The organism is Variovorax xiamenensis (genome assembly GCF_050916385.1).
GTDB lineage: Bacteria > Pseudomonadota > Gammaproteobacteria > Burkholderiales > Burkholderiaceae_C > Variovorax.
This window is the reverse complement of sequence record NZ_CP139038.1, coordinates 5953665-5967102: the sequence shown is the minus strand read 5'-3', so window position 1 is coordinate 5967102 and position 13438 is coordinate 5953665. Positions and strand designations below refer to the sequence as shown.

General features: G+C 59.4%; 8 protein-coding genes and 1 pseudogene. 6 read left to right on the top strand and 3 right to left on the bottom strand.

Going from position 1 to position 13438, the window contains the following annotated elements; all coding sequences use genetic code 11:
• Window positions 1-76 precede the first annotated feature (76 nt).
• Window positions 77-1093, bottom strand: coding sequence for a hypothetical protein (locus SFB74_RS27260; RefSeq protein WP_432727532.1), 1017 nt, complete (start codon window positions 1091-1093; stop codon window positions 77-79).
• A gap of 138 nt (window positions 1094-1231) precedes the next feature.
• Complete coding sequence (locus SFB74_RS27255) at window positions 1232-1384, bottom strand: HHHH-motif protein (protein WP_432727531.1); 153 nt, start codon at window positions 1382-1384, stop codon at window positions 1232-1234.
• Window positions 1385-2259: 875 nt separating this feature from the next.
• On the opposite strand from SFB74_RS27255, the gene SFB74_RS27250 reads away from it, so the two are divergent.
• The 4 genes from SFB74_RS27250 to SFB74_RS27235 all read left to right on the top strand — a co-directional run bounded on the left by SFB74_RS27250 (window position 2260) and on the right by SFB74_RS27235 (window position 6109).
• The gene (locus SFB74_RS27250) at window positions 2260-3006 is read left to right on the top strand and encodes an OmpA family protein (protein ID WP_432727530.1); all 747 of its coding nucleotides are present in this window, start codon (window positions 2260-2262) and stop codon (window positions 3004-3006) included.
• A 616-nt stretch (window positions 3007-3622) separates the two neighbouring features.
• Window positions 3623-4414 (top strand): class D beta-lactamase, encoded by a 792-nt coding sequence (gene blaOXA, locus SFB74_RS27245; protein ID WP_432727528.1) that lies wholly within the window; start codon window positions 3623-3625, stop codon window positions 4412-4414.
• 424 nt (window positions 4415-4838) lie between these two features.
• Window positions 4839-5402: a Crp/Fnr family transcriptional regulator gene (locus tag SFB74_RS27240; protein ID WP_432727527.1), complete on the top strand. Its 564-nt coding sequence runs from the start codon at window positions 4839-4841 to the stop codon at window positions 5400-5402.
• Window positions 5399-6109, top strand: a complete 711-nt coding sequence (locus SFB74_RS27235) for a Crp/Fnr family transcriptional regulator (protein WP_432727526.1) — start codon at window positions 5399-5401, stop codon at window positions 6107-6109. The genes SFB74_RS27240 and SFB74_RS27235 overlap by 4 nt, the downstream gene beginning before the upstream one ends.
• Window positions 6110-6967: 858 nt before the next feature.
• Here SFB74_RS27235 and SFB74_RS27230 read toward each other — a convergent pair.
• Window positions 6968-7795: a response regulator transcription factor gene (locus SFB74_RS27230; RefSeq protein WP_432727525.1), complete on the bottom strand. Its 828-nt coding sequence runs from the start codon at window positions 7793-7795 to the stop codon at window positions 6968-6970.
• Between the two features lie 743 nt (window positions 7796-8538).
• On the opposite strand from SFB74_RS27230, the pseudogene SFB74_RS27225 reads away from it, so the two are divergent.
• Both SFB74_RS27225 and SFB74_RS27220 read left to right on the top strand, forming a co-directional pair.
• Window positions 8539-8622 (top strand): annotated as a pseudogene (locus SFB74_RS27225) (ESPR domain-containing protein); the annotation flags it as partial.
• Window positions 8623-8778: 156 nt separating this feature from the next.
• On the top strand, window positions 8779-13347 hold the full coding sequence (locus tag SFB74_RS27220) for a beta strand repeat-containing protein (RefSeq protein WP_432732005.1): 4569 nt from the start codon (window positions 8779-8781) through the stop codon (window positions 13345-13347).
• The last annotated feature ends 91 nt before the right edge of the window (window positions 13348-13438 follow it).

Sequence of the window (13438 nt, the reverse complement as noted above, 5' to 3'; positions counted from 1 at the left end):
ACATCGAGTATGGGTACACATTCGTAAGCTGGTGACTCATAGAAGTCAAGAACCTGCTGCTGGTGCAGCGGAGTCTTCAGACCTGCGGCAATTGCCAAATGGTGCTCTTCATCGCAATCATGTGCGAAAGCCCCGATGTTCGGAGCATCGACCTCAGCTGTTGATGCGTCAAAATTCGGCACCGCTCGAGGTGGTGGCTCTTGCGAGACCGGCCGCTTCTGCAGAAGCCGATGATCGTGTCCCACAGGCCTCGCTGTTGCGGGGGAGCGAGCCGATACTGGTCGACCGCGATAGCGGGGTGGGGCGTGATGTTGATCACGGCAAAACCAGCAAGGAAAACGCCAACGCCTGCTATCGGGCCTTCGAGCAGGTCATGCGCAATTTGCTCGACCGAGCCGACGTCTTCGCGCAGCGTCTGATGGCCACCTTCTTCAAGCGCAACAAAGCACCACGGCCTGGCATCTTGGTGTCCAGGAACGAAGGAGATGTGCCAGTGGCAGATGAAAGAGCGGTCGTTCGGACCCGTCACCGTGATCGGCTGCCAGCCCATGCGCGACAGGCGTACGCGTGCGGGAAGAAGCAGCTCCGATACAGCCCATGACTGCCAGATGCCGTTGGAATTCCATACTTCGAACGCCTCAAGCGGTATGCCATCGGCTGAGCAAGATCTGTATCTCGGTGCCGGTTGTACTTTCCAGATCAGATCCGCAGCACCCGGTGGCAGGCAGTCGTCACCTTCGAAGTTCCAGCCTTTCAGTGCATTGCGAACCACCGCGCGTCGCACGCGCAGCAATGCTGCTGCAGGCACGTCGTGCAAGAACTGGCCCATTGCCGATCGACCGTCTTGTTCGCTGTTCCAAAAGCAGATGCGAAATATCTCCTGGCCCGCCTCCTTGCTCGCGGAGGCCGAACGAAGCGACGCGTGCAAGATGCCATCCCACCGCTGGGCTTTGAACATCGTTTCACGTCCCATCGAGCGAAGCCCGCGAATGGAATCGACGCGATAGTAAAACTCTGAATCCGCCGTCAAGCTTGAAGCGCATTCCTGATCTTGTTCGCCGCTATAGAGCCTTGAGTTGGTTGGGCTGCTCATGAAAGAGGGTAGAGAACGGCATCCGCCGAGGTGGCGGAGGGGTACGAGAGGACGCGCGCAAAAAAGCCCGCAAGGGCGCTGACCCAGCGGGCTTCCGTCTTGTCGATCAACTGAATGCGACGGTGATAACGAAAGAGGTCAACGCACCCAATGGCACACGCGATGGTGATACCGATCGACGTGGCATACCTTGCGCGCGCGATGCTGCGCGGCGGATGCGATGCTCGGGGCCAAAGCGGCAAGGCCGGCTAAGGCGACGATGGTGGAGACGGCAAGCTGTTTGAATTTCATAGATTCCTTGAGACGGTGGTGAAATCGATTGCCTCGAAACCACTTCGATGCAATGCACTGTTCGAACGGTCGACGATCAAGACGCGATGACTTTGAGCGGCGACAGAGACCTATGCTGGCGTGAAATTTTTCCGAAAAAACTACCCAACATGACGCCTGCGATGCACATCTGGCGTTCACCGTATTCTGCGTTGGACATGCTCAAGTTGCGAAGCGAGAGAAGAAGTCTTGGCCCATGTCATGAGTATCGCAGCGCTTGAGAAGATGCGGGCCATCGCGCAGTAGTTCGATGCCCAGGCGTTTGACAACGATGATGAACAGTACCTCGCAATCTGCGAGGATCACTAGCCGGCCACACGATGTGTGAACACATCGTAGACATCAAGCAGGTGCGCCAGATGGCAACAGTGTTCGGGTCGTGGCGGGCGCATCACGATCGATCCTAGAAGGCTCATGCGGAACGACTGCACTAGAAGCTTCAACGGTAAGTCTCGTAACGAGTGCCTGAACGCCTCCCTGTTGTCGCAAGCGAAGTATGGATGCTCGACGCTCCTGAGTAAGTGTCGATGGTCCTTCAACTGTGCGTGAAATTTCAAACAAAAAACCTGCCTTTTACTTGAATTCAAAGATCATACGCATCACAGAAATGCTACGTAAACTATGAAATCCGGGTATCTCTCATGTGCGTTTTTTCGTTTGAGGATTTCAATTTATTCGAGCTAATTTAGTCAACCCAAAGGTGACTCCTGTCGTTGTAGGACAGCGCACAGATAGGCCTATGAACGCGCAACCTTGCTGTCGCACTTCACTCGCATCTCAGTGCTCACCGTCGAGCATGGAGATCGATTTTTTCAGGGAAAGAAAGAGAAGGAAATATGAAGATGCCCTTAATTTCGTTGCACAAGTATCTGTCCAAAGAGCGCGCACGCGGTTGGTCGTTGGTGCGTCGTGTCAGAGCCTTGCGTGCCATTGCTGCTTCTTTGCTCCTTGGAGCAACAGGAGCTTCGGTATTTGCGCAGGTGATGGTCATTCCTGCACCTGCGCTGCGCTATGAGCGCATGCCTGCTCCGCGGCCCGACCACGAATGGCGTCGAGGTCATTGGCAATGGCGGCATGGAAGCTACGCCTGGGCGCCGGGCTATTGGGCGGCGCCGTCCTCACGATCCGGCGAAGAAGATGCGTTCTACAGAGATCGTGAACCTGTTCAACCCCCTCGCGTCGAGCGGTTGTCGGCGGACGCACTCTTTCCATTCGACCGCGGCGATGTTGGTGATCTGACTGCACACGGCAGAGCGGAACTCGCAAAGATCGCCGCGCGCCTGCGAAGCGGAAATTACCGCTATGTCGAAGTTCGTGGCTATACAGACCGATTGGGTGCACAAAGCTATAACCAGGAACTCTCGCAACGGAGAGCCGACGCGGTGAAGGCGATCCTCGCTAACGAGGGGGTTACATCCGAGAAGATCCGAGCGATTGGGCTGGGCGAGCAGGATCCCATCGTGCAATGCGGTCACGGCGACAGTCCCAGTCTCATTCCTTGTCTTCAGCCAAATCGTCGCGTGGAGATCGTGACTTATGCCACCTATGATCCACGCTGGGACGAGCAGCGCTCGCGGCGATAGATTGCGTGGCTCTTGCGTCGCCGCATTGCCAGGTGCGTCAGGACGGGCCACGGTGAATTAAATCGGCAATGCAAAAGGCCTTCTGCCTAGGAAGAGGGCGTGTTGCAGATGAGGAACCGCGGGCGCAAATTTTCTGCACGGACGGCCAGAAGGCCTTGGTGTGGGCGCGCTGAGAACCTGGCTGGATTTTCACTAGCTCGTTGGCTGTTTGATCGATTGCACGGCCCCATGCAAGGGGTGCTCGCGCACACGGGTGGCATCCTCCCACCTGTGAGGCAGCGCTCGCCAAGCGGGAAGAGATCTCTTGAGCTCTGGTGATTGGTTACTCGATCCGAGCGATAGCAGAACGGATTGAACGAGAGCCCTCTGCTGTCAGCAGCGAGATCGCGCGTATTAATGGGGGGAGTTGGCCTGCCGGAAAATCAAGCCGATAGCGAAGCTTGGTATCGGGCACTTCGTTCCAAGCACTGCAAGCTGGCTGAGAGCGCGCCTTGGCGCATGTCGTGACCGACAAGCTGCGTCTGCTGTGGTCATCGGAGTAAATTGCTTGATGGATCAAGCGCGAGCATGTGTTCCTCGGCACTCCTTTCATCTATATCCCTATAAGCAATTGCGTATGAATCGACGCCATCTCATCCTCTCCCCCTTGCCTTTTTTCGCATCGAAAGTGTTTGCTACTGCAGACATTGAGGAGCGGGCCGAATGGTCTAGATACTTTATCGAGGCCGCCGTTCAGGGCACCATTGTTGTGACTGATGCTCGTCGCGGTCGCGAGTCGACATTTGTGCATGACGCAGGGCGCGCAGCACGTCGCTACTCACCTGCATCTACCTTCAAGATTCCGCACAGCCTTTTCGCCTTGGACGCCGGCGTTCTGCGCGATGAGTTCCAGCTTATCCCCTGGGATGGAGTAAAGCGCTCTCCTGAAGCATGGAACTCGGACCAGGATCTTCGCAGCGCAATGCGAAACTCCACTGTCTGGGTGTACGAGCGGTTTGCCATGCAGATCGGTATACGGCGCGAGATGGCTTATCTGCAGAGGCTCAAGTACGGCAACGCAGTCGCTTCGGGTAGTGCTCCTTTCTGGGTCGAAGGTGATCTGGCCATTTCCGCCCTTGAGCAGATCTCGTTCTTGCGCAAGCTCTATCACAATCAACTAAGTTTTCGTATCGATCATCAACGTTTGGTCAAAGACGTGTTGATCAACGAGGCCGGGAAAGACTGGATCCTTCGTGCGAAGACCGGATGGAGCGGCAAGACTGGCTGGTGGGTTGGTTGGATTGAGTGGCCGACTGGGCCGGTTTTTTTTGCCCTGAACATTGACACCCCGAACAGACTGAACGACCTTCCAAAGCGCATCGACATCACACGGAATGTCCTGCGGTCGATGGATGCACTGCCGCGTTGACGAAACCTTGATGGGAAACGGCGAGCTATCGCGGTACTCAGTTGAATCAAGATCTAGCTTATCAATGCCAAGTGTCAGTTCAGGGGCGCATTGCCAACGGCCTCGCCATCTGAGCGTGAGGGCTTTTATGCTCTTCGGCCGCTGGCTCCTGGAGGTCAGGTAAGAGTAAGAGCTATTGACTCAGTCTTCGACGACCCCATAAGATGGGCGCGCCAGGGAGCGAAAGCGTGCACTCGTGGGCCCATGATCCATGAGTCTGAATGGGACGATGAGAATGAGCTTGGCTTATCCCCCTGCGGACGACGCGAGGTTGATGGAGCAAGCGTTGCGCTTGACCCGAGGTTTTGCGCCATGGCCATCTTTGGCTATGAACCGTCTGTTGGCCTCTTCACATCTGAGGCGACATGTGCGGGGAGACGCTCTGATGACCCAGGGCGATACGCATGTCTTCGTCGTCGTGACCGGCCACGTGACAGCCGAATACCTGTCGGCAAGCGGCAAGCGTTTCTCGGTAGCACTTCTCGGGCCAAACCACATTGTGGGATTAGTTCATCCCCTTGAGGGAGAGAATCAGGCGACGTATGAGTTCTATGCGAACGACGATGTTCTCGCGGTTCATATGCCGATTCCGCTTCTCATGAACATTCTTGAACAAGAGCCTGAACTTTGGAAGGAGATGGCGCGAATGATCTTGCGCCAACACAGAGAAGTCTTTGACACGATGGTTGGCTTTGTTCTCGGGGCATTTCCAGCACGGCTTGCGACATCGATTGAGCGCTTAGCTGAACTTTACGGAAGTAGAGATCCTACGAAAGGCCATATCCACCTGCGGCTCAGGCAGAAGGATCTCGCGGCCATTCTTCACGTAACTCGGCAAACCGTGAATCAGGAACTCAGATCCTGGGAGGCCGTCGGTGTGATCCGAACGGAGCGTGAAACCGTCGTGGTGATCGACTCCGAGGCACTCAAAAAGATTGCTCAACAATGAGACAGAGCATCGCCTCCGACGACGCACCGTTGATGGAGCGTGCTTTGCGCGCGACGTCAGGGTTTGAATCATGGCCCGCGGCAGCTATGAATCGGCTTCTCTTGTCGTCGCATTTGAAGCGTCACGCACGCGGTGAATTGCTGACCTCCGAGGCAGATGCCCCGATAACCTTTGCGGTTGTCTCTGGTCACGTAATAGTAGGGAGGAACGCGCAAAGGGAGACGTCGGCCAAAGTGTTTCTTCTGGGCCCTGGATCGGTAATGGGCCTTGCTCAGATGATCGAGAAAGAGAACCCTATCTGGCACGACCACTACGCGCATGATGAAGTGCTGGCGATTCACATGCCGACAGTTCTAATTTTTGAAATTCTTGACAGCCACCCATTGCTCTGGAAAAGCATGGTGGCGATGGTCCTTGATCAGCATGCAGAGATTCGTGACAGCCTGCTTGTCTATGCAATCGGCGCATTCCCACAACGCTTGGCTGCCACCATAGACAGGTTGGCGACTGCTTATGGAACTGACGTTGAAGGTAGTTTGCGTCTAAGAGTGCGTCAGGAAGACATTGCCGTCATCCTGCAGGTAACCCGCCAGAGCGTGAACAAAGAACTCAAGGCAATGGTTGCTGCTGGTGTTATTAACGCGGAATACAACACGATCACCATACTGAACCGGGAGGCCCTGCGGGAGATTGCATTCAATCGATAAAGGAATGCGGAGCACATTACCTGCCTCTCCGCATCGATCAAGATCTGGTTGCTCGAAATAGATTTTCGGCAGAACGAATGGCCAGCACTTCTTGTGGTAACTCTGTGCACGCTGGCCTCTCAACTCGCCCCGCACTCGATACCCTGGAACTGATTCTTCTCAAAGGTGTCCAGGGCTCGAGAAATTCGGATGGTCCGCAAAGAAGTGTCGGGAAAGGCGGGGCGGCTCGAAAGCGGCCCTCAGGGCTAAGGTGTTGACCGAATGTGCAAGTCCGAAGCTCCGATGGCCGGCATTGTGTCGGCTCGCGGCCTGAGTGCGAACCCGATGCGCAAGTAACGGCTGACGGCTGCGGCACCGCCGGCGCGGAAGCCTACTGGGAACCCGATCGCTGCTCACTTGTCCATCTCAACGTCTTGGATCGTCTTTCGAGCCAGTCGGTCAATCGCGTCGAACAATTCCTGCTGTGCTAATGGATGCTTCCTTTTGGACGGTAGCATTTCTGACCTATGCCTGCGATCGGTCGTTAATACCTTATCGAGCTGCACGGGCGTGCGGGAGATCGATGCGTTCACGTCATAGTTCAACGCCGACCTGATACACGCGGCGGGAGGGCGTTGGGTCGGAAAAACTGGGACGCCTTGACTATCTTTCGTGGCCTGCTGAAGACTCATGCGTGCTGATCCGCGACGGTTGGGCCAACTGCAAAAACGGAGAGAGCACGACCTTGCGATCTTCGAAGGCCCCACGTCGAACCCACGTCCCTGTCTGCTTGACATGACTGATTCGTGTCGCGGCTCAATCAAGACCAAGATGTGATTGCCAGATACTTACGCCCGATCTGACACGCGGATATGCCGGTCAGCTAACTGTTGCTTGCGTTGTCGCTGTCGGTGCTTGCAAACGCACCGCGCGCACAACGTAGCCGACTCCATACACCGCCTGCAACGCGAACCCCTTCTCTGGAAATAGCTTCAGCTTACGGCGAATGCGGCCAATATGTTGGTCCACGCTTCTCGAGGTTCCTTGGCGGTCCCAGAGCGCTGCGACGAGATGAGTCCTCGTGACCGTGCTTTCAAAATTGAGAAACAGAAGGTGCGCCAACTCAAATTCACGTGGCGCGAGCCTGACTTTGATGTCGTTTCCCTCAACGATATGTGTCCCGCGGTGGAAGGTGAACCCCTGCACGTTCTCTAGGGGGCGAGCCTCAGTAGCCCGAGTTGTGCGCAAGAGGGCCTTGACTCGAGCAATGAGTTCAAAGGGACGCCCCGACGGAGGAGCGCAGTCGTCGGCGCCGCTTTCGAGTGCTTGCACAATTTCAAACTCGCTATCGCGCGTGGTCAATACAAGAATCCGCGTGGAGCTGCTGTTTGCGGACGGTAGTGAGCGAACGTTCTTCAAGACGTCCATTCCCTGCATGGACTGCGATCCCCAGTTGATCACCAGCAGGTCGAAACATTCGCGACAAGCCATTTCGACGAATGCTTGCGCGGACTCCTCGAGAACGGCGGCGTGTCCGTCAGCTTGCAGGAGGGCCGCAACTGCCAACCCTTCGACGCGCACTTCATTGAACAGCGCGATGCGCGCGTGGCTGCCAGTCCCCGGTCGGTAGCTGACCTCCTGGTCCGCCTGCCGAGCGGGGGAAGGGGCGCTTGACAGATCGACTGTCAAGTGAGGTTCGGACGTCATCGGATGCGCCTTCCCGCTGCTATCTGACAGTGCTTTTCCAGCCGGCAGGGCCATGGCACGGGCGCTTCGAGCTCGAAGTAAAGAAGCCGATACAGACACAAAAACTCCAGTGGATCGATTGAAGATAGGGCTTGCCCTGAATTCCGCCGCGCCGAACTTATTTAAGCCTAATGGCGGTTTATTGAAAAGGATTCCAACCCCAATTCGGCTTGATTTGTTGATTTTTGGGTTAATTGTTTTTCATCTTTTGTCGGGTAGGCGACAAAGTGATGGTAGATGCGGCTGATTGTGTGAATTTTTTATCTTAAAAAAGTGACATCAAAGCTGTGAGGCAGGTTGATCGGCATACGAGGCGGCCATTCGGCGGGGCATGATGCTTGATGGCGCCTTAAGGAATGGGCTTTCCAATGAAAGTGAACACTCATTTCCTGACTGAAAAGCTGTGGCATAACAAAGCCCGAGCTGGGTTGAACAAGATCGATCGGAGGGAGTCGTTCACACTTTCATGAGATTGACGGACTGTTGATGTCGGGTACCCGACAAATCGGGCGAATTGCCCCAGATTTTTCTTCTGCAGAGGGATAAATTTGCGCCTTCTTTCTGCCTCTCTTCGATTGCATGCTGCATTCGACGCCAAGCGCTTGGTGCGGCAGAGCGAAAGATATCAGCTGTATTTGAACCGGCCAACTGGCTCGGTTTGGCGATGAATTTTCAGATATTTTTAACGATCAAAGGTTTCGAAAATGAATAAGGCATTTAGGGTTATTTGGAGTGAGGTGCGCCAAACATGGGTTGCGGCCTCCGAGGTCACCGGGGCTCGCGGCAAGCGAAGTACCGTTTGCACTTCCATCGCTAGCGCAGCGGTTGCAACGGCGATGCTGGCGGCAACCGGTGCGGCCTGGGCTGCCACAGCCACCAACAGTGGGCTGGGTGCGTCCTGCAGTGCCGTCGGTACACCCGCGGCCACGGCCTGGACTTGCCAAGTGCCAAACGCCCAAGGCGGTTTCGCCACCATCACGAACCTGCCCGACGACGGCACCGGCACAGCGCCCAACTGGTCGACAGTGACGAGCACGGTCGCGGCAAACCTCGGGGCGGAAGCGCTGGTGCTTGGCAACACGACTACCTCCGCCACCGGTGCAGGCGCTTTGGCTGTCGGCATGGGGGCGCAGGCCTCGGGCAATGGCTCGGTGGCGATCGGCTACGGCACGGGCAGCGGCAGCAGTGCCGCCAGTGCCGGCGGTGTCGCTATCGGCAATCAAGCTGGCCAGAACGTCTCCGGCGCAGGCAACCTGGCGCTCGGCGCGTCCACGGGGCAGAACGTCACGGGGGGCAACAACTCGGCTGTCGGCGTGAACGCCGGCCAGACGGTCTACGGCCAGAGCAACTCGGCCTTCGGTTCGGGCGCGGGCCAGAACGTGGGCACCTCGGCCAAGACCGCGGACTTCAACACCGCCATCGGCACGGTCAGCGGGCAGAACGTCCAGAGCAGCCACAACCTCGCGCTGGGCGACAGCAGCGGCAGTAATGTGAGCGGCGGCGACAACAACCTCGCGGCCGGCAGCACAGCGGGCGTCAACGTGGTCGGTGCCAATAACGTCGGCATCGGCTTCCAGGCCGGGCAGAACGTGACCGGTAGCAACAACATCGCGATGGGCCGGCGTGCCGGCAACGGTGTCAGCGCTAGCAACACCATCTCGCTGGGCAATATGGCTAATGCGAGCAACACCAGCGCCGTTGCCATCGGCACCAGCGCCCAGGCCAGCAGCGTCAGCAGCATCGGCATCGGCACGGGTGCCCAGGCCGTTGGCACCAGCAGTGTCGGTATCGGCTTGGGTGCCCAAGCCACAGGCCTCAGCAGCATCAGTATCGGCTCGGGCAACGTGGTGGCCGGCAGCAAGTCGGGCGCGATCGGAAGTCTGGGCACCGTCAACGGCAGTGGCAGCTATTCGGTGGGCAACAACAACACCGTCGCGGCCAACAATGCCTTCGTGATGGGCAACAACGTGACCGTCGCAGCAGGCCTGGATGGCGCGGTGGGCATCGGCGACGGCAGCACGGTGACGGCCTCGACCGTTGCCTCGTACAACCCGGGCATCAGCACGGTGGCGGGCACTGCTGTTGGTAGCAATGTGGTTAGCGTCGGCGCCTTGGGCGCGGAACGGCGCATCACCAACCTGGCGGCAGGCGGTGCGGATACCGATGCGGTGAACGTGAGCCAGCTCAAGGCTGTCTCCAGCGCTGCGGCTGCGGGCGCAGTGCACTACTACAGTGTCAATTCCACGGCCACCGGCGCGGGTAGCAACTACACCAACGATGGGGCAACGGGCTCGAGTAGCATGGCCGCAGGGGTGAATGCGCTGGCCTCGGGCGTTAGCGCGGCGGCGATCGGGCGCGACGCCAATGCTTCGGGTCTCCAATCCAGCGCGCTTGGCTATTTCGCGGAAGCCTCTGGCACCGCGGCTGTTGCCATAGGAAGTATGGCTGCTGCTAGTGGCGCCGGCGCTCTCGCAATCGGCCAGGCCACAACAGCCGAAAGCGATGGATCGCTTGCCGTTGGCTATGCCGCCTATGCGGGCCAGACTGGCAGCACCGCCGTAGGCCAAGGCGCGGCGGCGAGCTTCCAGAACTCGGTGGCCATTGGGCACGATACGCAAGACAGTGGCGTCAACTCGACGCTAGTCGGATCAGGTGCGAGTGGTGCGGCGAACTCGACGGCGCTGGGCTATCAGGCAATGGCGACCGCGGTCAACTCCGTGGCCCTGGGCTCCAACTCGGTGGCCAACACAACGGCTAATGGCGTCGGCTATGTTCCTCCGGGCGCCACGGCCGCGCAGGCCAGCGCCATCGCGGCCACGACTGTGGGCAACTTAGCGCCCGTGTCCGTCGGTTCGACCACGGCTACACGCCAGATCCAGAATGTGGCTGCGGGCACGCTGGGCAGCGACGCGGTCAATGTGGCGCAGTTGCAGGCCGTCTCCAGCGCTGCGGCTGCGGGCGCGGTGCATTACTACAGCGTCAATGACGGAGGCGTGCAGGGCTCCAACTACGACAACAATGGCGCCACGGGCGTCAATGCTCTCGCAGCAGGCCTTGGCGCACAGGCCAATAGCCTGAACTCGGTGGCCATCGGCAACGGTGCTACCACCAACCCCGGCTACGGCCCGGCTACTTTCAACGGCGACGTAGCCATCGGCAACGGCTCCACGGCTGTCGGCGGCTCGACAGCCCTCGGACCCCGTGCCACGGCGACAGGACTCAACAGCGCGGCGCTTGGCGTGGACAGCAGTGCCAAGGGGGGCTACAGCACGGCTCTGGGTGACCAGAGCTCGGCCTCCGCCGACTACAGCACCGCGGTCGGCGTGCTATCCAGCGCATCGGCCGACTCCAGCGTCGCCGTGGGCATGTCCAGCGCCGCCACAGCTCAGAGCGGTATCGCGGTCGGCCAATTCAGCAAGGCGTCGAATGACTATGCGGTTTCCCTGGGTGCTTACTCGACGGCATCGGGCAATCGCGCGACGGCCGTAGGCCCGGGCGCGACGGCCAGCGCCGACTATGCCGTGGCGCTCGGTGCGGGTGGAACGAGTCTGGCGACGGTCCCGACAGCCTCGGCCGCGGGTGCGACGGCGATCGGCGGGAATGCCATCAATGGCGCGGTGGCCTCGGCGACAGATGCCATCGCCATCGGCGGCCAGTCCCTCGCCTCCGGCATTTCGAGCATCGCGCAAGGGCTGGGCGCTCTAGCGACCCAAGCCAACGCCATCGCCCTGGGCAACGGCGCGCAAGCCACCGGTACGAGTAGCATCAGCATCGGCTCCGGCAACATGGTCAGCGGCAACAGCTCGGGCGCGTTCGGTGACCCCAACACCGTTAACGCCAACGACAGCTACGCCATCGGCAACAACAACACCATCAATGCCGGCGCTGACGGCAGCTTTGTGCTGGGCAACAACGTGACGGTGAACAGCGCCAACAACGTCGTGCTGGGCAACAACAGCGCCGACAAGGCGGCGGTGCAGGTCTCTAGCGCCACGGTACCGGGAGTGATCGCCACGCTCAACCCAGACGGCACCGTTAGCTACAGCGCCGGGCCGGCCATCACCTACGGCAATTTCGCTGGCACCGCCACGGGCGTGGTAAGCGTCGGCGCGGCAGGGGCCGAGCGCCAGATCGTCAACGTAGCGCCGGGAGCTATTACCGACACCAGCACGGACGCCGTCAATGGCAGCCAACTCTATGCCGTCGCTAGTGCGGTCAGCGCCATTGGCGGCAATATCACCACCATCGTCAACAACGCGCAGACGCACTATTACAGCGTGAACGACGGCGGCACCAAGCAGGACAACTACGCCAACGACGGCGCCAGCGGCGTCAATTCGGTCGCCGCCGGTGCGGGGGCCAGCGCCTCGGGGGCCGGTGCAGTGGCGGTGGGCAATGCGGCCACGGCCAGCGCGGCCAACAGCGTCGCGGTGGGCTCGAACGCCACCGCCGGCACGGCCAACAGCGTGGCTCTGGGCAACGACTCGACCACGACCGCTGCGACGCCCACAGCCAGCACCACGATCCAGGGGCAGACGTACAACTTCGCCGGCGCCAATCCGGTCGGCGTGGTGAGCGTGGGCGCGCCCGGCGCCGAGCGCCAGATCCAGAACGTGGCCGCCGGCCAGCTCAGCGCCACCAGCACCGATGCGGTCAACGGCAGCCAGCTCTACGCGACCAACCAGGCGATCAACAACATCCAGGGCGGTGGCGGCATCAAGTACTTCCACGCCAACTCTCAGGCCGCGGACTCGCAGGCGGCCGGCGCGGAAAGCGTGGCCATCGGCCCGCAGGCCGTGTCACAGGGCGCCGGTTCGATCGCCATCGGCAACAGCACGATCGCCACGGCGACCAACGGCGTGGCGATCGGCGCGAACGCCACGGCCGACCGCGCGGGCATGAGCGGGCAGAAGGAACTGTTCTCCAACACGGTGGTGAACTCGGCGCAGGGCGCGGTCTCGGTGGGGAGTATCGGCAACGAACGCCAGATCACCAACGTCGCCGGCGGCACGCAGGCTACCGACGCGGTGAACGTGCGCCAGCTGCAGGCCGTGCAAGCTTCAAGCGTGCAGTACACCCACAACGCGGACGGGAGTGTCAACTACAACAACATCACTTTGGGCAACGGCCAAGCACCAGGAGGCACCACGATCTCCAACGTCGCTCCTGGCGTTGCAGGAACAGATGCTGTCAACGTGAATCAGCTTCAAAGCGGTATTGCGAGCTCGACCGCTTATACGAATGCCCAAGTCGCCAATCTGCAAGGAAACATCAACCGTGTTGCAAACAAGGCGTACGCGGGTGTGGCGTCGGCGATGGCGCTGGAGAGTGCGCCCTACATCCCTGGCAAGCTGACCTACGCAGCAGGCGTGGGCTCCTTCCAGAGTCAAGGCGCAGTCGGCGTTTCGTTCAGGCGTACTGCGGATAACGGCAGATGGAGCGTAACGGCTGGGATGTCGACCAGCAGCGCGGGTGTTGCATTGCGCGCCGCCTTCACCGGAGTCTGGGATTGATTTCTCTCATCGAATCCTTCGGCGATATGAACGGGTGTCTCGCGCGTTGCGCTGTAGTCAATATCAAGTAAATCGGTAATCGAGTATGAAA

Coding starts and splice junctions, on each gene's coding strand:
- SFB74_RS27250 (WP_432727530.1), top strand. CDS start 2,260: ATGAAGATGCCCTTAATTTCGTTGCACAAGTATCTGTCCAAAGAGCGC.
- SFB74_RS27230 (WP_432727525.1), bottom strand. CDS start 7,795: ATGACGTCCGAACCTCACTTGACAGTCGATCTGTCAAGCGCCCCTTCC.
- SFB74_RS27240 (WP_432727527.1), top strand. CDS start 4,839: ATGACCCAGGGCGATACGCATGTCTTCGTCGTCGTGACCGGCCACGTG.
- SFB74_RS27260 (WP_432727532.1), bottom strand. CDS start 1,093: ATGAGCAGCCCAACCAACTCAAGGCTCTATAGCGGCGAACAAGATCAG.
- SFB74_RS27255 (WP_432727531.1), bottom strand. CDS start 1,384: ATGAAATTCAAACAGCTTGCCGTCTCCACCATCGTCGCCTTAGCCGGC.
- blaOXA (WP_432727528.1), top strand. CDS start 3,623: ATGAATCGACGCCATCTCATCCTCTCCCCCTTGCCTTTTTTCGCATCG.
- SFB74_RS27235 (WP_432727526.1), top strand. CDS start 5,399: ATGAGACAGAGCATCGCCTCCGACGACGCACCGTTGATGGAGCGTGCT.